Source organism: Vibrio sp. MA40-2 (assembly GCF_047302445.1).
Classification (GTDB): Bacteria; Pseudomonadota; Gammaproteobacteria; order Enterobacterales; family Vibrionaceae; genus Vibrio.
Map to the genome: position 1 here is coordinate 189,508 of NZ_CP178627.1, position 20,470 is coordinate 209,977.

Annotated in this window: 17 protein-coding genes; 14 read left to right on the forward strand and 3 right to left on the reverse strand. The window is 39.3% G+C overall.

The window, feature by feature from the left end:
- Positions 1–86: 86 nt before the first annotated feature.
- The 13 genes from ACLKML_RS00715 to ACLKML_RS00775 all read left to right on the forward strand — a co-directional run bounded on the left by ACLKML_RS00715 (position 87) and on the right by ACLKML_RS00775 (position 13,944).
- On the forward strand, positions 87–770 hold the full coding sequence (locus ACLKML_RS00715) for a response regulator transcription factor (protein WP_413283182.1): 684 nt from the start codon (positions 87–89) through the stop codon (positions 768–770).
- 9 nt (positions 771–779) lie between these two features.
- The gene (locus ACLKML_RS00720) at positions 780–2,222 is read left to right on the forward strand and encodes an ATP-binding protein (RefSeq protein ID WP_413283183.1); all 1,443 of its coding nucleotides are present in this window, start codon (positions 780–782) and stop codon (positions 2,220–2,222) included.
- A gap of 268 nt (positions 2,223–2,490) precedes the next feature.
- On the forward strand, positions 2,491–3,309 hold the full coding sequence (locus tag ACLKML_RS00725; RefSeq protein ID WP_413283184.1) for a YbhB/YbcL family Raf kinase inhibitor-like protein: 819 nt from the start codon (positions 2,491–2,493) through the stop codon (positions 3,307–3,309).
- Between the two features lie 60 nt (positions 3,310–3,369).
- Entirely contained in the window at positions 3,370–4,602 is a 1,233-nt protein-coding gene (locus ACLKML_RS00730) for an efflux RND transporter periplasmic adaptor subunit (RefSeq protein WP_413283185.1), read from the forward strand.
- Positions 4,603–4,605: 3 nt separating this feature from the next.
- Positions 4,606–6,567 carry a MacB family efflux pump subunit gene (locus ACLKML_RS00735; RefSeq protein ID WP_413283186.1) on the forward strand — a complete coding sequence of 654 codons (1,962 nt, stop codon included), beginning with the start codon at positions 4,606–4,608 and terminating at the stop codon, positions 6,565–6,567.
- Positions 6,568–6,582: 15 nt separating this feature from the next.
- Positions 6,583–8,022 (forward strand): TolC family protein, encoded by a 1,440-nt coding sequence (locus tag ACLKML_RS00740; RefSeq protein ID WP_413283187.1) that lies wholly within the window; start codon positions 6,583–6,585, stop codon positions 8,020–8,022.
- Between the two features lie 98 nt (positions 8,023–8,120).
- A complete protein-coding gene (locus ACLKML_RS00745) occupies positions 8,121–8,339 on the forward strand; it encodes a hypothetical protein (RefSeq protein ID WP_413283188.1) in 219 nt (72 codons plus the stop codon).
- 13 nt (positions 8,340–8,352) lie between these two features.
- A complete protein-coding gene (locus tag ACLKML_RS00750) occupies positions 8,353–10,113 on the forward strand; it encodes an ABC transporter ATP-binding protein (RefSeq protein ID WP_413283189.1) in 1,761 nt (586 codons plus the stop codon).
- Entirely contained in the window at positions 10,110–11,870 is a 1,761-nt protein-coding gene (locus tag ACLKML_RS00755) for an ABC transporter ATP-binding protein (RefSeq protein ID WP_413283190.1), read from the forward strand. The genes ACLKML_RS00750 and ACLKML_RS00755 overlap by 4 nt, the downstream gene beginning before the upstream one ends.
- A complete protein-coding gene (locus ACLKML_RS00760; protein ID WP_413283191.1) occupies positions 11,870–12,376 on the forward strand; it encodes a GNAT family N-acetyltransferase in 507 nt (168 codons plus the stop codon). The genes ACLKML_RS00755 and ACLKML_RS00760 overlap by 1 nt, the downstream gene beginning before the upstream one ends.
- Positions 12,373–12,882, forward strand: a complete 510-nt coding sequence (locus tag ACLKML_RS00765; RefSeq protein WP_413283192.1) for a hypothetical protein — start codon at positions 12,373–12,375, stop codon at positions 12,880–12,882. Before ACLKML_RS00760 ends, ACLKML_RS00765 begins: the two co-directional genes overlap by 4 nt.
- A complete protein-coding gene (locus ACLKML_RS00770; protein WP_413283193.1) occupies positions 12,882–13,622 on the forward strand; it encodes a hypothetical protein in 741 nt (246 codons plus the stop codon). The genes ACLKML_RS00765 and ACLKML_RS00770 overlap by 1 nt, the downstream gene beginning before the upstream one ends.
- On the forward strand, positions 13,615–13,944 hold the full coding sequence (locus ACLKML_RS00775) for a hypothetical protein (protein WP_413283194.1): 330 nt from the start codon (positions 13,615–13,617) through the stop codon (positions 13,942–13,944). Before ACLKML_RS00770 ends, ACLKML_RS00775 begins: the two co-directional genes overlap by 8 nt.
- Before the next feature lie 64 nt (positions 13,945–14,008).
- Here ACLKML_RS00775 and ACLKML_RS00780 read toward each other — a convergent pair whose 3' ends face one another.
- The 3 genes from ACLKML_RS00780 to ACLKML_RS00790 form a co-directional block, all read right to left on the reverse strand.
- Positions 14,009–14,677 carry a helix-turn-helix domain-containing protein gene (locus ACLKML_RS00780; RefSeq protein WP_413283195.1) on the reverse strand — a complete coding sequence of 223 codons (669 nt, stop codon included), beginning with the start codon at positions 14,675–14,677 and terminating at the stop codon, positions 14,009–14,011.
- 479 nt (positions 14,678–15,156) lie between these two features.
- Positions 15,157–16,713, reverse strand: coding sequence for an EAL domain-containing protein (locus ACLKML_RS00785; protein ID WP_413283196.1), 1,557 nt, complete (start codon positions 16,711–16,713; stop codon positions 15,157–15,159).
- A 244-nt stretch (positions 16,714–16,957) separates the two neighbouring features.
- Positions 16,958–18,649 (reverse strand): NAD-dependent malic enzyme, encoded by a 1,692-nt coding sequence (locus ACLKML_RS00790; RefSeq protein WP_413283197.1) that lies wholly within the window; start codon positions 18,647–18,649, stop codon positions 16,958–16,960.
- 304 nt (positions 18,650–18,953) lie between these two features.
- Between ACLKML_RS00790 and ACLKML_RS00795 the strand changes: the two genes are divergently transcribed.
- Positions 18,954–20,411 carry a protein adenylyltransferase SelO gene (locus ACLKML_RS00795; protein ID WP_413283198.1) on the forward strand — a complete coding sequence of 486 codons (1,458 nt, stop codon included), beginning with the start codon at positions 18,954–18,956 and terminating at the stop codon, positions 20,409–20,411.
- Positions 20,412–20,470 lie beyond the last annotated feature (59 nt).

Genomic DNA, 20,470 nt, shown 5'->3' on the forward strand with positions numbered 1-20,470 from the left:
CAACAAGTATGACAACTTTGTCATACTTGTTGCAGCTAATGTTCAATAAGTGCAATACTTCATTGGTGACTAAAGGAACCGCTTCTATGAAAATATTGCTAGTTGAAGATGAACAGAAAATTGCTGATTTTGTTTGTGAGGGGCTGCGTGCTAAAACGTTTGATGTCACTCATTGTTCAGACGGTACCCAAGGTTACGTAGCGGCAAAAAATAACGCCTATGATGCAATTATTTTAGACATTATGCTCCCAGGGCGTGATGGGTTAGATATCTTACGTTCGCTTCGACAAACTGGTATCGATACCCCGGTAATCCTTCTCACTGCGCGAAATGAGCTAGGAGACCGCGTTCAAGGATTAGAATTAGGCGCGGATGATTATTTAGCTAAACCCTTTTATGTGGAAGAGTTAATTGCACGAATTCACGCCGTATTAAGACGACATGACGGAGCCGTGCAACATGTGGTTGAAGTCGGTTCGTTGCAGCTTGATTGTATTAATCGCAGCATTCAATGCGGCCAACAGTCGGTAGAATTAACTAGTAGAGAATTTCGTCTTTTAGAATACTTAATGCGCTCACCGGAACAAATATTTACGCGAGGTCAGTTGCTGGAACATGTGTGGGGATACGATTTTGATCCTTGTACTAATGTGGTTGACGTTTGTATTAAGCGAATTCGTCGTAAACTAGCCAGTTTAGAGAGTGCCGGAAAAATGGTCGGGGCTATTGAATCTGTGCGTGGTAGTGGTTATCGCTTAATGGTTCGTTGAGGATAATAAATGTATTTTCGCACTCGTATTTTCTCTATTTCCATTTTAACGGTTTGTGTTGTTCTCGCGGTTATTATCACGCTTGGTTGGTCACGTATAAATAAGGTAGAACTTGAGCATCTCGATTCACGCCTTTGTATGGAAGCTAAACGTATTTTACCCCAGAATCAATCCAATGATAGTGGATTTAACGAAAGCAACGTATCAAGCTCCGTACTTACTGGTGAAAAATTAATTAACGATCTGGTGGATAAGCTGCGCGTTGATTTGCCTAGTCAACTGATGATCTATCTGAAATCTGATCGAGAGAACATTCTTACTCAATCGGAAGGGGTTGATGTTGCAAATTTAATTCAGCAGTTTGACCAAACTTATACGCCGCCACTTATTAGTGATAGTCAGAATCGTCGTCGCTCAAGTGCATGTCAGCTAATGTTTTTTCAGTATAACAAAACCCAATGGCGAGGCAGCTTTTATAACGTTTCTGATGCGCAAGGTTTTATCGCGGTTGATGTGGCCGCAACTACTAGTGAGCTACAAAGCACCTTAAAATCTGCACTTATTGTGGTTATTCCATTTTCATTATTGCTTAGTATTTTGGGTGCATGGTTTATCTCTACTAATACAATGCGTCCTATCAATCGGTTACATAAATCGATGCAAATGGTGACACAGAAGGACCTGAGCCATCGTTTACCAGAGCATAAGGAAGACAAAGAGTTCAAAGTACTGATAGATACTTACAACACGATGCTTAATCGTCTGGAACAAAGCTTCCAACAAACCTCGCGTTTCACCGCAGATGCAGCGCACGAGCTAAAAACGCCATTAACTGTTTTAAGAGGCAAATTAGAACAAGCGGTTGTTTGTGATGACACCTCTCAACTTGATTTAAATACGGTCCTAGATGAAGTAGGTCATTTATCCGCCATTACTCGTAAACTACTGCTTTTGTCTCAAGCCGATTCAGGAACAATGGCATTACATATTGAAACGGTAGATTTAACGGATTTATTACAAGAGTTGATTGCTGATTTAGAATTATGGTCTGATGATCTACTGATTGACCAATTTAAGTTGCGATGTGTTATCGAACCGGAACTGATTATAAACGCCGACAGTGTGTTATTGCGCCAACTTTTTAACAACTTATTAGTTAATATGATGCGCTATAGTGTGCACGATAAAGATGTGAGTATCACAGCACATAAAACAGATGCTGGTATTAAAGTTGTGGTCACGAATTATTGTCATTCCATTTCAGACCAAGTAAGAAGCCAACTATTCGAACGTTTTTATCGAGGCGAGGCCACTTTTACACAAGGTATATCTGGCAGTGGCTTGGGCTTAAGTTTAGCGCGCGAAATCGCTCGAGCTCATGGCGGAAAGCTAGTTCTTGCAGACACCGATAATGATGTGTTTCAGTTACATTTAACTTTACCATATAGTTAACTTTGCCACTTATCCTAGTTCGTGGCAGGTTAATCTCGCTACCTATTAACTCGCTACCTATTAACTCACTACCTATTAAATAGTTACCTGCAATGGCAATAAAACATCAAAGTTCAATGTCCATGTCTATCGACATTTAGTTATAAATGCCGTTAGCGGTACAAATACGAAAGTAAAATGACAGCATTGTCATCCATCTCCGATAAGTAATCGATACACTTAATATCATTCATTAATTGATCATTTACATCGCTCAGGAGATTGGATTTTGAACAAAACTGTTATGTTTTCTCTTGCAATTGTAACCTTGCCTTTTTCCATTGTTTGTTGGGCAAACTCGACGATAACGCATTCATTATCCGATAACGCTTCGGCCAATAATACAAGTTTACAGCTCAGCAGTTCTGCATTTATAGATGGTGGTGTTTTGCCGAGTCAATTTACCTGTGAAGGAGAAGGCATTTCTCCACCGTTAAGTTGGCATGGTGTACCAGAAGGAACCCAATCATTAGTAGTTATCATGGATCATATCCCAAAACATAGAGAGTTAAGGGAACGAAAACTGCCAGCAGAAAAAGCTGCTCGGCCGAACGAATTGGCTCAGCCTAGAGTGCTATCACCTGAATCAACTAAATTACCTAAACCACCTAAGCCAGAAAATGATCGATTACATTGGTATTGGGGAATGGTGAATATTCCGGCAGATGTGCTTTCGGTGGATGCTGGTCAGTTTGTTGGTTTACTTGGTAATAACTCTGTCAACAAATCGAATCAATACGCGCCACCATGTTCCAAAGGGCCAGGAGAGAAAAAATACACTTTTCATCTGTACGCGCTGTCAGATTTTTTAAGTTTTCCTAATCCCAGTATGATTTCTGCTGAAATTATCAGACAGAGTATGCGTGACCTTATCATTGATTCAGACTCATTAACGGTGAGTTTTACTCGTAGTTGTCGAACTCCCGAAAGACCTCAACCAAAGCCTAAAAACACCGAACAAATCGGGACTGTCCCTTTAAAAGAGCTTCAAAATAACGGGACTGTCCCCTTAAAACCGAGGCCAGAAACATTGCCTCCGTGTCAATAAGGTAGACAAACTTGGTGTTTAAGATTTTTACAGTAATGGAAAACCATTTAAGAGATTTACATGAAAAATAAAACCAGAAATACGCTGATCGTTTTGCTCATTCTTGGTGGAATAGCAGCGACTCTAGGCTATAAGTACATGATGAATAACAAGGTTCAGCGGATCTTTACTACTGACTTTGTTCGGAGTGGCAATATTGAAGATGTGGTTCTAACTAATGGTGTGTTGTACCCATCTAAATTAGTGAGTGTCGGTGCGCAAGTGTCGGGCTTGATCGAAACCATTCCAGTACAGTTGGGTGACAAAATAAAACAGGGTGATCTAATTGCTCAAATTGATAACCTAACCCAGAAAAATGCGCTCAAAGAGGCAAAAGCGTCACTCAAAAGTATAGACGCTCAATATCGAGCCAAACAAGCACAAATAAAAGGTGCATTAGCAGAATTTAATCGTAAGAAAAAGATGCTAAAAGATGGCGCTACCTCGCAGTCTGATTATGATACCGCTGAAGCGACATTAGCTGTTTATCAAGCTGAGTTGGATCAGTTAAGTGCCGACAAAGAGAAATCGATTATTAGTGTCGATAATGCAGAACTGGATCTTGGTTATACCACCATTGCATCTCCGATTGATGGAACGGTTGTGTATGTGTCGGTGGAAGAGGGGCAGACTGTAAATACTAACCAAGGAACACCGAGCATAATAGAACTTGCTCAATTAGATGTAATGACAGTTAAAGCACAAGTTTCTGAAGCGGACATTATTCATGTTAAAGCGGGACAAAAAGTGTACTTCTCCATATTTGGTTCTACAGGTAAAAAATATTTTGCGACTTTACGTGCGATCGAACCTGGCCCTACATTACTTGATGGTGATGATAGCGACTTAGTGATTGGCGATGATGAAGCCATTTATTACAACGCGCTATTCGACGTAGATAATACTGATGGATTATTACGGATGGGTATGACAGCTCAAGTATCGATTGTTTTAGATAGTGCTGAGGACGCTTTATTAGTGCCTTCTCAAATTTTAATCCAGAAACCAGGCCGGAAACTGTCATATCAAGTACCAGTTAAGAACGGTGAAAAAGTAGAGTATCGAGATGTTGAAGTGGGCATTAATAATAAAATTTATGCTCAGATTCTATCTGGCTTAAATGAAGGCGAAGAGGTGATCATCGGTGAGTCTTCGGCTAGTGGCACAAATTCTTCTGCTATTTCTCTTGGACTTAGCCAACAAGGTGGCCCTCGCATGGGTAATGGTCGACCGGATATGGGAAGAGGACGATAATGTATGACTGAAGCATTATTAAAAGTAGTCGGTGTAGAGCGTTCCTTTGCTGCGGGTGATCAACAATTAACGGTCCTTAAAGATATTAATTTGGAGATTAATCGAGGGGAAATGATCGCGATTATTGGAACCTCAGGATCCGGTAAATCAACGTTGATGAATATTCTTGGTTGCCTCGATCAAGCGTCCAGTGGGAGCTACTTCATTAATGGGCAAGATACATCGACTATGAGTGCCGACCAATTGGCGAAACTCAGACGGGAATATTTTGGCTTTATATTCCAACGTTATCATCTATTAGGTGATTTAACGGCGTTAGGTAATGTCGAAGTGCCTGCACTTTATGCAAATGATGACAAACCCAGCCGTCAGGTTAAAGCTGAAAAATTGTTAACTCGTTTAGGTTTAAGCGATCGGCTAGATCACAAACCTAGCCAACTCAGTGGTGGTCAACAACAACGTGTCAGTGTTGCAAGAGCGTTAGTCAATGGTGGAGATGTCATTCTTGCCGATGAACCAACGGGTGCATTAGATAGTCGTAGTGGCGAAGAAATGATGAACCTACTTCGAGAGCTGCACAAGGATGGTCATACCATAATTTTAGTCACGCACGACCCTCACGTGGCTGAATTTGCTGATCGAATAATTGAAATTAAAGACGGCGAAATTATTAGTGATAAAAAATCGGCATCAGATGCGATTAAAAAAACACTGACTAACAAGGACCATCAACCAGAGAAAACCAATAAGTCATCGAAGTTAACGGTTAATTGGTCTGGTTATTTTGAGGCATTCAAGATGGCCCTGTTAGCCATGAGCAATCATAGGTTACGCACATTTCTTACCATGCTTGGCATTATTATTGGCATTGCCTCGGTGGTGTCAGTTGTAGCACTGGGTACAGGATCGCAACAAGCTATTTTAGACAATATCGCATCGATGGGAACCAATACGATAGAAATCAAACCGGGAACCGGTTTAGGCGATCGTCGCTCAGGACGAGTTCAGTCATTAACAGCAGATGATGCGATTGCACTGAAAACCTTGCCATTTGTCGATAGCGTAACGCCTACCGTAAGAGCCAACGTCGCTATTCGTTATTCTAGCGAAACGGTAACTGGCTCAGTACAAGGCGTAGGAACAGAGTATTTCCGAGTTAGAGGCTATTCGCTAGCGCAAGGACAATATTTTGATGATGATAGCGTCCAAGCTTTAGAGCAAGTTGCCATTATTGATCAAAATACCAAAGAAGAGTTGTTTGCGGATAGTGAAGCGTTAGGACAAGTCATTTTTCTTGGTCGTCTTCCTGTGCGTGTGATTGGAGTTACGGCGTCGATTGACAATGTAACGGGCAGCAGTGATGAATTGAATGTTTGGTTACCTTATACCACTGTTTCAGGTCGAATATTTCGGCAGAACTATGTGAGTGATATTACCGTTAGGGTGGTTGACGATGTTTCCAGTGATGCAGCAGAGCAAGGAATAATCAATTTGCTAACTATGCGCCATGGAGTGGTGGACTTTTTCACTATAAATACCGATACAGTGAGAAAAAGTATTGAGCAAACTTCGTCAGCTATGACATTACTGATCTCTTCTATTGCCTTTATTTCATTAGTCGTTGGCGGTATTGGGGTAATGAATATCATGCTAGTTTCTGTGACAGAGCGAACTCGAGAAATCGGTATTCGTATGGCAGTAGGCGCAAGGCAAATTGATATTATGCGTCAGTTCTTAATTGAAGCAGTATTAGTTTGCTTTTTGGGAGGAAGTTTAGGTATTGGTCTGGCTTACTTGTTGGGAGTGATTTTTGCCTATACCAGCAGTGATTTTAATATGGTTTATACCAGTTCTTCGGTAATTACTGCTTTTGCTTGTTCGACATTGATCGGTATTATTTTTGGTTATCTACCAGCGCGCAATGCAGCAAGACTTAATCCGGTTGATGCGCTTTCTAGAGATTAGTGTGAGGAATATAAAATGAATAAAAAATTGCGTTACGCTATCTCATTAGCATTTTGCTCTGCTTGGCTAAGTGGTTGTAGTTCGATGCGTAGTGAATATGAATCTCCGCAGCTAGACATTCCTACTCATTGGACTGGTCAATTTGAGCTGAGTGATATGCCACAATCGTCATTTCAAGAGTCGTCGGTTGAAGGGACAGACCCATTAGCTAATGAGATTACACAACATAAATGGTGGATGTTATTTGAGGATGAGCAGTTAAATAAATTAGTTGACCAAGTTCTAGCATCTAACAGCGAACTTGCATTGGCAACGCTTATCCTTAAAAAGGCACGTTTAGCAGCAGGGTTAAGTGAAAACAATAAAATACCGAGTGTTGGTTTTTCCCATAGCAGCTCATCGGAATATGATTTAGAAGACAATAACACTGACACGAGCTTTAGCAGCAGCTTATCTTTAAGTTATGAACTTGATCTTTGGGGGAGAGTGGAGGCGGCCGCCGATGTAGACCAATGGTTAGCACAAGCAAGTTATCAAGATAGGGAAAGCACGGCACAAAGCTTGGTTGTAACCGCGGCCACACTGTATTGGAAGTTAGGTTATCTTAATCAAATGATTTCGCTAACGGAACAAAATATTAGCGGGACCGAACGTGTCGCTGAGGTAACGCAACTTAAATATGCTAGCGGTGGTACGACTCGTCTTGAAGTACTAGAGTCAACTCAATCACTGTTCAATCAAAAAGTTCAGTTGAGCCAATTGCAGCAAGAGCTATTAGAAACGCAAAATGCGCTTGCAATACTAATCAATCAACCGTTACAAGACGTCGCGTTAACAATCGACCAATTGTCGTCTAAGTTTGTACCAGAGCTAGAAGCGGGTGTCCCTTCTGACGTATTACTGCGCAGACCTGATATCAAGGCATCGTTGTATTCGCTAAAATCCTCACTTGCTAATCAAGATGCGGTTTCAGCGAGCTATTTGCCTCAGGTATCCCTGACCGGTTCTCTAGGCACCTCATCAAGTTATTTATTAGGAATACTGCAAAATCCAGTGGCGACATTAGGCAGCGGTATTTCATTACCATTCCTTGAATGGAACGAGATGAAACTCAACAAAAACATATCTGAAATCGACTATGAAATGGCGGTGATTAATTATCGCGATACTATTTATCAAGCCTTTGAGGAAGTCGATAATTTACTAGCGATAAAAGCAAGTTACCGTTACCAAGGTGAGGTATATCAAGAACAATATTTCAATGCTAAAGAAATAGAGGCGATCTACTCTAGCAGATATCAATATGGTGCGAGTGATATGATTGATTGGATTAATGCCATGGAATCAAGACGTAGTATAGAATCCACTCTATTGGAAAACCAATTTAATCAACTGGTCACACAAATTAAGCTTTACCAATCACTTGGAGGAGCAGAAATTATAACGAAAGGTTGATGATTTATATTCATATGGCTGCTTTTGGCTAAATACACAATGCGATCTTAATTTGAAAAGTGTACACTAATCAAATTGAGAGAAAATGTGGATTTATTTTGAAAAAGTTTTCTGATGGCCGAGAGCGCTGTTGTAATAGAGGTGGTTCTAGACCGGGCTGTGGTCGTAAACCGGGCGTAAAAACACGTCCGGTACGATTACCCGAATGGTTGTTAGACGAGTTAGAACAAATTGATGATCCACGGCAGTGTATTGTGCAAGCCTGCATTGAGCATTTTGACCTCGAACACCTAAAAAACAACAAACAGCAGCCATAAAAGAATATATCGCATGACCAAACGAGAATTTATCCTTCATTTTTTATATATGAATCGCAAGTCGTATTCGTTGGCGATTATTTTTATATTTTTAGTGAACTGGCTCCAAGTTGAAATTCCCCGTTATATACAACTGGCGATAGATTTAATAAATAACGCATCAGAAGCTGATTATCATCAGTTAAAGAACTATGTTCTAATTGTTGTGGTTATGGCTATCGCTATGATTGTTACTCGTATTTTTTCCCGCATTTATGCTCTTAATCCAGGTCGGATTACAGAAGCGGACTTAAAAAATACACTGTTGAAAAAAATGAATAGGTTGCCTAATAGTTTTCATCAGCAGTTTGCTTCAGGAAAAATCATCTCTATCATGAACAATGACCTAAGTGGTGTGCGTTTATTGTTTGGTGCAGGCTTCTTGCAGTTCTTTAATGCTTTTTTGGCATTATCTTTAACTCCGTTATGGATGTGGCGTATTTCACCGGAACTAATGTTATATTCCTTGGTTCCCATAGTCGCGGCATTCATTGTTTTTCGCATTGGTTTTAAGCGAATGAAAAAATTGCATATGGAACATATGCAGCGATTACAAAATTTCTCAGCACAATTAATGAGCTACTTGTCTGGTATTGATCTGATTAAAAATCAGCAAATGTCGCCTTGGGTCAAAGCAGAAGTAGAGAAGCTTAATCAACAGTTATTAAACTGTAGAATGAAGATTACTCGCATACAGGTTTTTTATATACCCATTCTAGATTATGCCAATAACTTGATGAAAATTCTTATTCTTGGACTTGGCGGTCATATGTTAATGAGTGAACAATTAACTCTTGGTGAAATCACCGCTTTTCTTACTTATTCGGTGTTGCTCGCGATGCCACTGATGCAATTGGGGCGAATAGCGACGATTTATCAGCGTGGCATGGTCAGTATCGACAGTATACAGACTATCTTAAATGCGAAAATTCCGCTGCAAGATACGGTTACGCTGTCAGATGTTGACGTGGAGCAACTACAAGGTAAAACGGTCTCTGTCAGGAACTTGAGTTTTGCCTATCAAGGTGAACAACGATTAGCTTTGGATAACATCAGTTTTGATATTCCTACGGGCAAAAAAATAGGGGTATTAGGCGGTATAGGGTCGGGCAAAACCACGTTGGTGAATTGTCTGAATCATCACTTGAATGTTCCGAAAAATTCGATTTTTTTGGATGGCAAAGATATCACCACTTTCGCTCGACGTGACCTTCGCCGTTATATTAAGACAGTGACGCAAGATCCATACTTATTTTCTGCATCGATCCAAGACAATATTCGATTTGGTAGCCAGAAAAACGATATAAATAACAAACAAATTAATGAAGCCCTGGCCTTGAGTCAGTTGGCTAGCGATGTTTCTCGTTTTGAAAATGGTGAACAAACTCTGGTGGGCGAAAAAGGCATTATGTTGTCTGGCGGACAGAAACAGCGTTTGAGTATAGCGCGGGCGCTACTTCAGCCTGCAGATTTAATCATCATGGATAATGTCCTCTCGGCAGTTGACTACGAGACCGAACGTAAAATTCTACAAGGTTTGTTTGATAAACTGACTCATCAATCAGTTTTGGTCGTGTCCCATCGAGTTAATGCGCTTGAGTATATGGATGAGATTATTGTGCTGGCGGAAGGTAAGGTTATTGCCAAAGGCGATCATCATAGTTTGCTTAAATCATGTCCTTATTATTATCAAACATGGCAGTTACAACAGAATGATATCGAGGCACAAGCATGATGAAAGGCACAGATATTCAATATCTAAAGCACTTCTTAAAGTACGCTAAAAAATACCAACGTTCCGCATGGCTTGGTATTGCGATGTTGCCGTTATCTATTATTACCAATCTGTTGTTTCCTTGGTTGATTATTCAAGTGATAGATGAGCATTTGGCGCATAGAAATATGGATGGATTATTGCTGCATATTTTCTATCTGGTTTTGGTGCTGATAGCCAATTATATTGTTGATACCACTTATGCGTACAATTTGCGCAAGACGGGACAATATACCATTACCGATATACGTTCGGTGCTTTTTGATCGAGTGTTAAAACTGCCAAGACAGTATTTCGATAATAAGCCCACAGGTGTAACACTTTCTCGTTTAACCAGTGATCTAGAAACCATTGGCGAATCTTTTATCCAATCGATAGTTGGCTTGGTAAAAGACTCATTGAATACCATCGCTCTGTTAATAATGATGTGTGTTATCGACTGGAAGCTGACCCTGATTGTATTGATTGTTATGCCGCCAGTAATGTACTTAACTATTCACGTTCGTAATCGATTACGAGCAATGCACCAGATCACTCGTTCAGTTTTAGCGCGCAGTACAGGGTTTCTTCAAGAAGCATTACTCGGGGTTAAAACGGTGCAGTTCTATCGTGCCGAAAACGAAGTTGAGCAAAAATATCAAGGTTTTACTAACGAATTTTTGCAAGCTCAGATGAAAGCGAATAAATATGATGCCATCTTATTTGCTTTCATCTCTGGTGTTACCTCTATCACTATGGCGTTAATGATGTGGTATGGCTTTGGCTTAGTTATTGAAGGTGCGCTAACTGTTGGGGTTTTAATCGCATTTATTAATACCTTAGAAAAGGTCTTTGTACCGATTCGAGATTTCACATCTCAAATTGCTTCTATTCAAAGCTCATTCGCAGCCTTTGATCATATTGAAGAACTGTTCACTGAACCGTTAGAGGAGCAGGGACGAGATCTACTCCCTAGTGAACAAGTTAAACCATCGTTGGATGAGTTTGTTAGCCTTGAATTTAGGCAAGTGAGTTTTCGTTATAACGACCATTCTCCGTATGTACTAAAAGAGGTCTCTTTTGTATTAAAAAGAGGTCAGCAGATCGCTTTAGTTGGTTCAACGGGTTCTGGAAAGTCGACCATTTTACGTTTGATTGCCAAAACATACCAAGATTATCAAGGACAGATACTATTAAATGGAATTGAGCTTTCTCAAATCGCAATACCAGATGTAATGCATCTTTTTTCATTAATGATGCAAGACGTATATTTGTTTGAAGAAACGGTGCAATTTAACATTGGCTTAGGTAAACCGCAGATAAGCCGTCAGGATGTAGAACAGGCAGCCAAGTACGTTTATGCGGACCGTTTTATTGAGCAATTACCGGGTGGATATGATTTTTGTTTGGATAAAAATGGTTCCAACCTTTCTGTTGGCCAAACTCAGTTAATTTCATTTGCTCGGGCGGTGGCACAAGGTGGACAAGTTATAATGTTAGATGAAGCCACCAGCTCAGTTGATTCAGTAACAGAAGATCTAATTCAGAGCGCAATGCAGCGTCTCTTTAAAGAAAAGACCGTGATCGCTATTGCACATCGTTTGAGCACCATTCGTCATTCAGATACTATTTTGGTATTGGATAAAGGTAAAATAGTAGAGCGAGGTAACCACCAACAGTTGATTGCACAAAACGGGCTTTATGCTGGGTTGTTAACTGAAGCAAAGTTGGATGAGTAATGCAAACGATTGAGGCTAAAACAATGAAAACGGAGTTGATTCCATTTGGATCAGAGCATTTTCATTTATTGCTAAAGTGGATTGATTCTGATGCACTGAATTATCTATGGGGTGGACCACAATTTAAATATCCACTTACCGAAAAACAGTTACATCAACACTATAGTCAACAGCAAGCTCTACCTTTTTTATTTGTGGTACAGGATAAACCGGTGGGCTTTATCGAGCTATATAAAATGTCATCATCTCAATATCGAATATGTCGCGTGTTTATACATCCAGAACACCAAGCAAAAGGTTATTCAATTATTATGCTAAAGTTAGTAATGAAGATGGCAATAAATCGATATAAGTTGAACGTTTTCACTCTTAGTGTATTTGCTCACAATAAAGCGGCGATTGCTTGTTATAAAAAACTTGGCTTCGAACAAAAAGAGTTAATTAAAGGGTCGAGGTTTTTTAACGGACAGGCGTGGGATCTAATTAAAATGGTAAAGAATGTATGAGAAATTTAGCCGTTATTTTATGGTATTTTGTTAGCGTCAGTTTTGCAGCGACTAGTTTGGGTGTTTATGCAAATACAGAAAAAGTACAGCATAATGGTTTGGGGCGTATTGTTTTTGGTCAACCGTTAAAGAGCGCTTCTGTAGAATTTAAACCACATGGGCAGCAAGTAGAAGGTTGTCAATATGTGAGAACTGACGCTTATCCTAGCATTAGTGTCATGGTGGTGGATGGTGTTATTGTGCGTTTAGATAGCTCAGATATCCAATTAATTAAATCGGACAGTCCTTTTTATGGTTTATCAAAGGGTACGATGACTCTCTCTTCTTTTAAGCGACTGTATCCAGAAATTGAAGTCGCTCTACATGAATATGAAAATGGCGTGTACCTACGCTGGTACAATCAAGACGAATCTAAAGCAATAGTGGTTGACTATATCGGCGGGAAAATAGAACTGATAAAGGCTGGGATAGTGCCTGATGTATTATTTGTTGAAGGGTGCGCATAATGATTTTACGTAGAGTACAGCACCGACTAATCATAGCGTTGAGCCTAATTTTAATGATAACCGCCTGTATTCCCATCATACGTACCGAATACATCTCACCTAACTGGCAAGGTACGCTGGTTGATCGAGAAACTGGTAAACCATTAATCGATGTTGAAATTCGGGATTTATATACCTTAAAAAAAGTTAAAACAGACCAAAATGGTTACTTTCAGCTTCCTGCTGAGACGAGTGAATTTAGTTTTAAATTACCGGTCGCCAATATGATGGGAATTTATCAAATTGAAGTGAGTCTGCCACAGTACACCCTTCACTTCACAGGAACTCGTAGAAGCAGTATTACAACACCATCAGATTTCAATTTAGGTATTGTTCCTATTGCACTGTCTAAAAATATTATGCCATTTTTTCTAGCAAACGATCAGGTAATGATTGAATTACCGAAACATTTTATCGAAACCTGTGGTGAGCCTCTTCAAGATGCAATACGTTTAACCAACGTAGCACGTTTATACAAACAACGAGTAACTAGCAACGTCGGGTTAGGTGAATTTCCCTCTGAGCAGCAAGACATTGAACGCAGTTACTATTGGGCAAATCAAAGTTGGCAAGAAGTAAGCACGGTCTGTTTTAGAGAGAATTATGAGCAAGTTTTGGCTTTCAGAGAATTTAACGATCTTTTCTATCAAGAAGCAGAACCTTATTTGGTCGAAAGAATAATTGACTTCGGTGATGAATAATATGCTTGGTCGTGTTTGGCCATTAATAGTCAGGTCATTAATAGTCATAACAGTGGTTTTATTAAATGGCTGTTATTCACCCTCTAAGGTTGGTGGTACATGTCACTATGTTCAGCTAGCAGATATTGCCAAACTAACAGACATACAGCAATCAACGGCTTTATTAGTTAGTGAAAGTGAACAATACCAAGTTGAATTGGCGTTATTTACACCATCACCAATATTAGGTGCTAACTATGGTATTATATTGAGCAAGATCACCCAAGGAACTTGTACACCCATGGTTATCCACTCGGTTGAATTATCCACTTTACTTAATTGAGTCAGTGCCTAAACCGACTAAAGTTAAAAAGGACGTTTTTAATCGATTCATGTGTTGAACGATACTAGGTTATAACCGTCTTTATCTCGGTCACTACTTTTCCTATTATTTCGATATCACTTTCATTTACGTTGAGCAGTGAATTATTAAATAAAATAGCTAACTGTTTACCTGGCAGGCGCTGTAAGTGGTTCATTGAGAGTAGCCCATCAATATTAATAAGGTAAATCCCGCTAATAGCCTGTTTGGACAATGTGTCAATTACTGAAATATGGTTTGACTCTTTAACGGCTAATAAATAAGCATCATCGAAATCGGCAAATAGATCGGAATCGAAGATAGTTGTATGTTTATTGCCCAGTTGACCATTTTTAAGATAAAAGGTTTCTATTGTTGTGGTGTTTTGATGGGATAAAGATCGGGTTTTATCTGTCACCAAATTATAAGGGTGAGTTTGTTCTGCAACTCTTAACTGATCATTGTTATTGCTACTTGAGGTTTGATAGCCCAAGCATAGATCTCTGATGGGAATATCTAGCGTCAAGTGAATCCGCAATATGAGCTCATAAGAGGTTCTATCTTTCATATTCCATGTGCTAAAAGTGGATCTTGGTATACCAGTAACTTCAGAAAGTTCATGCAAATTTTTGCAACCAAGTAACACCTTTAAGTTATTGGTGAATTCATGACCTTTCAAAAATGTATAGTTAGCAATTAGATTTGTAGCGACCATACTGTTTAACTTATTTTTTCGGATAAAGGTCTCAATTGAGATTTATAGTTGACTATTAGTTATTTAATTACTTGTTAATAGCTCATTTGAGACTTATTATCTTGTTAGTTCAAAGGTTGATATCGAGCTGCAACTCAATCAACCACATAAATACCTTAACTAAAAATGATACCATCTTGCATCGTAAGCAAATAGCACAAGTTACTAGATTTATGGTTTCTTGGATTAATGCCTAATTTCTGCGAAGTCTGTAAGTATCTCGATAAAAAGGAATATTGATAGATTTTACATGCTGCACTGTAAAAAGAAGTGTGTACATGAGAATGAATTATCCACTATCTACTACTCCCTTAATATTATTAGACCGTAATTTTTAGCAGAGAAGAATATCGTTTCTTCTCTGTTTTTTTATGTCTAAATCGTGATTAGTGAAGGGAGTTATTGCTATAGGCATGTGGAAGGTACTATTTTTATCGGTCCTATTTTTGTAGGAATTCAATAAGTTCAACGTTAGGCAGAGGCTTAGAAAAATAAAATCCTTGGATGTATTCAAAGCCTAAAGAGTCAAGTATTGCTAGTTGAGAAGGTTCTTCTACTCCTTCAACAATGGCTGTCATATTAAGCTGTACCGAAAGTGTTTTCATGGATTCTAACAACGCGATAATGGTTGAATCATTACTCAGGTTTTTAACGAAGACACGATCTATTTTGACATAACTAAATGGAAACTGGCGAATAAAGTTTAAACCGGAATAGCCTGTTCCAAAGTCGTCAACTGCAAATTTAAATCCAAAGCCAGCCAATGTTGTTAAATGTTCTTGTAAGGTAATCAATTCGTCTGGGCTAAAGTTATTATCCTCAGTTATTTCGAATATTATCCTGGTTGCTATTTCTGGATCTGCGCTTACCAGTTCTTCTATGAAGGCAACAAAAGAAGGTTTCAGAATAACACTTCGGCTAATATTGATACTAATATAAAGTGATTCCAATACGGATTCTTTTGAGCGCAAAAAGTAAATCACTTTGCTTACCACTATTTTTGTTACAGCTTCGATTAACTCGAGCTTTTCAGCTAATGGTATAAAAATATTAGGTGATATTAAGCCTTGTTGCGGATCTTTCCAACGCAATAAAGCTTCGCAACCAACGGTTTTACCCGTTTTATTATTCATAATAGGCTGGTAGTGAACTTCCAAATAGTCGTTAGTAATCGCACAACGCAGCGAATTTTCTAGGCTATTCTCGTAGAGAATTTTTTGTTGCCTAAATACATAAGTAATGGATGCCAAGCTTGCCAATACAATAAATATCCAACTGTATCGCAAGAACTGCGAAAGGTAATACATTGGTGTAATACTAACTTCTAGTTGAATTGGATAGATTTTCGATTGTGTTGAGTAGCGAACTAAATCGTATGAAAATACCTTATCTGTTAGATCTCTTGATATCACTTTTAATTTGTATTCAATATTTTCATTGGAAAGTTGTCTGTCGATATATCGAGTTAAATAACGTGGAGGAATAAGTACACTGAGACCTTCCCCAGTTTGATTAGAAAATATTAATGTAACACTGCGTGCTTTACTAAATTTTGTTTCGGTGTAACTGAGCGTTACATTATTAGAACTTTTATCTAAGCGAGATATCATGCTTGGATAAAGGTAAAAAGATGTTTCACCATGATTACTGGTACAAAATATTTTGCCATTTTTGTCAAAAATACCGATCTCTTTAGCACGATTTGAATTAAATACACTTTTTCTTAGATTAGTTAAGTTGTCCTCACAAGAGCGATTGATTTGTTCAGAGTCGAGTAAATAAGAAAGCTGCGTGATCTCGTCTTCAAATTCGAGTTCGATATTCTGCAGTATAGAGTGTGTTTTTAACGAAATTAAATAATTAGAAATCGGGATTAAGAATAATGGAGAGAGCAGCATTGAAATAATAAAGATTTGTATTACGCGAGCCCCAACGCGATTTTTCCCATAAAAAACTGCATTCGATGAGATTGATTTTATTATATCTAAGTGAGGCATCTATATTTACTATGTCATCATAATTCATAATGGAGCAACAGTAGACTAATTTGAATAGTCATGTCAATGAGCAAGTTGTGTTTTTATTTATAAAACATGAGCTTGCACTTTTTACTTTGATTGTCTACGTACAGAAGTGAATAATATTGCGTAGATGTTACTTGTTAGTGTTATGTAGATATAGCCATTTAATCATCAATAATAAGGGTGGCATCTTTATGCGCACCCTTTATTTTACGTTCGGTTAGAAAGAAGAGCGTTTATAAGGGCGATAATCAGGCGTCCAGAAATTTTCTTGAATTTTCTGTCTAATCCTCTCGTCAGTTCTTTGAGAAGCGACACCTTGTTCCATTGCTTTTTTGGCCACCGCAAAGGCGATTTTAATGGAAACTTCTCGTATATCTTCTAATGGTGGTAATAGTGCACCAGAGCCATTAATAGCAAGGGGAGAACACTCTGCTAATGCTCGGCTTGAAGCCATAAGCATTTCATCAGTCACCCTGCGTGCACGAGCAGCTAAAACCCCTAATCCTATGCCAGGGAAGATATAACTATTGTTACATTGGGCAATGGGGTACGTTTTTGTTCCTATAACCACAGGAGCAAATGGACTGCCTGTTGCTACTAAGGCTTCCCCATTGGTCCAGCGTAGAATGTCTTCTGGTAGCGCTTCTACACGACTGGTTGGATTAGATAGAGGGAAAACAATTGGGCGTTCACAATGCTTATGCATTTCTTTGATAATATCTTCACTAAATAATCCAGGTGCGCCGGATACGCCAATTAGTACGGTAGGTTTTCCATTTTTCATCACTTCCAACAGAGAAACATCGTGACCTTCGGTATCCCATTCATCTAGCACCGCGCGTTTTTGTACCAATTTTTTCTGGAAATCTAATAGGTTAGGCATATCGTCAGCGAGCACACCCCAGCGATCGACAAGGAAAACTTGTGAACGAGCTTGCTCATCAGATATCCCTTCAGACACCATTTGCGCAATGATCGCTTCAGCAATGCCACAGCCTGCCGATCCCGCCCCTAGAAAGGCAATTCGTTGTTTACTCAGTTCCGATTTTGCCGCTTTACACGCGGCTAACAATGATCCGACTGAAACGGCTGCCGTTCCTTGAATATCGTCATTAAAACAACATACTTCGTCTTTGTAACGTTCTAGAAGTGGCATTGCATTTTTTTGCGCAAAATCTTCAAATTGAATCAGAGCTTCTGGCCAGCGACTTTTTACTGCTTGAATAAAATCGTCTACGAAAGCGTTGTATTCTTGTTTGCTCACACGAGGGTGTCGCCACCCCATATACATCGGGTCAGATAATCGTTGCGGATTGTTTGTACCAACATCAAGTACAACCGGAAGGCAGTAAGCAGGGCTTATGCCGCCACAAGCGGTATATAAAGAAAGTTTACCAATAGGGATGCCCATACCACCTATACCCTGATCGCCAAGACCAAGAATTCGTTCACCATCGGTGACCACAATGACTTTGACATTGTTACGAGATGCATTGTTGAGCATATCTTCGATATGTTCACGGTTTGGATAAGAAATGATCAAACCGCGCGCGCGTCGATAAATGTTGGAGAAATTTTCGCATGCCGCCCCAACTGTCGGAGTATAAATAATCGGCATCATCTCAGTAATGTGATTTTCTACTAAGCGATAAAAAAGCGTTTCATTGGTATCTTGGATATTACGCAAGTAAATATGCTTATCCATGTCGGATTCAAAGCTTTGATATTGTTGATAAGCTCTATCGACTTGCTCTTCTATTGACTCGATGGCTTCTGGTAAAAGGCCATCTAAATTGAACAGTGCGCGTTCTTCTTTGTTGAATGCATTGCCTTTGTTAAGCAATGGCGCTTCTAGTAATGCGCGACCTGCATAGGGTATGTAGAGGGGACGTTGGCTTTTGTTATTCATTTACAACTCTTATTGGCAGACTTGATTAGCGAAAGTGACACTTGTTAAGAAACGTACATATTTTATTACATTTATGTAAAAAAGGTAATCAATTATCTAAGAATTAAATGTCTAGTATGCAATTTTTATGTTTTTTATCATTGATGCAAACGGATGGATGTTATTGAGTGGTTTTGCTTTTTGTTTTTGTCTATTTACTCATCACCTTAATATAGTCTCAACCATTTCGTATCCGCTGTTGTTGACGTTTGTAATTGTAAATTGGGTGATTTCCGTCATTATAGACAGATAATGATTCGTATTTATGGAAAATATTGTGCAGCTAGAGAATAGTTATTACCAGTTGGGTTCAGACTTTTACCAACAAATCAGCCCTGAACCCGTTATCCAACCACAGCTATTTTTGTGGAATGAAGCGTTAGCGGACGGCTGTCAGATTGGCCCAGATATCAAACAAGATGCGGCACAGTATTTTTCTGGCAATGCGACTTTGGATGGTTCAATTCCACTTGCTCAAGCTTATGCTGGGCATCAATTTGGCGGTTTTAACCCGCAACTTGGCGATGGTCGAGCTCATCTGTTAGGTGAACTTATTTTGCCAAATGGACGTAGAGTCGACCTTCAATTAAAAGGTTCGGGAGCCACTCAGTTCTCTCGCCGTGGAGATGGACGATGTGCGTTTAAGCCAGCGGTAAGAGAATACTTGATGAGTGAAGCCATGTACGCACTTGGGGTGCCGACAACTCGCACTCTCGCCGTTGTTACAACAGGAGAAACATTGTACCGCGAACTGACTGAACCGGGTGCGATAGTCACTCGTATAGCACAGAGTCACATCAGAATTGGCACTTTTCAATACTTTGCTGCGCAAGGCGATAGTCAATCTTTATCGACCCTTTTAGATTACGCTATTGCTCGACATTACCCAGAGATTGATTTGGATGATGAACGTCGGGCCATATTATTTTTAGATGCTGTTATTGAACAACAGATAAAAACCATCGTCCATTGGATGCGTGTTGGCTTTATTCATGGTGTGATGAATACCGATAATATGACGATTTCAGGAGAAACTATCGACTATGGGCCTTGTGCAATGCTTGGTGTTTATCACCCTGAAACCGTTTTTAGCTCCATTGATGGAAATGGTCGTTACTGCTTTGCCAATCAACCTTCCATTATGCAATGGAATATGGCTCGACTCGCGGAATGTCTAATTCCATTAATAGAAGGTGATAAAGACGCAGTTATCAAACAGCTAGAACAGCGGATAGTAAACATAACCGAGCAATATAAATCGGCTTATTATCAAATGATGCACAATAAGTTAGGTTTATTGACGTTAGGTCACAATGAGTTAGTAGATGAATTACTCGATTTGATGCAATTAAATAAGTTAGATTATACCCAACAGTTTTATGAACTTACTCAAGTGGTTAGCATGAGCGATCCTTCATTAACCCAATTGGATCCTGAATGGCTAGATAAATGGTTAGCTATTGTGAGGCAAGACCAATCAGCACGAGATTCGAACATGGCCAAATCGTTGGCATTGATGCAAACAAATAACCCTGTGATCATTCCACGCAACCACCACGTTGAAAAAGTACTAGAACAGTGCAAACAAACGGGCAGTAATGATTCAGCATTGGATTTTTTAAAGGTATTGCGAAAGCCTTATGAACAACAAGAAGCTACCGCTTTGTATCAGGATTTGCCTCTGGACCATGATAATGGCTATCAGACCTTTTGTGGAACCTGATTGGTTAAACCAAACCAAGACTTGTTGTGATTATGCACATTACCTAGCGAAATAATCGA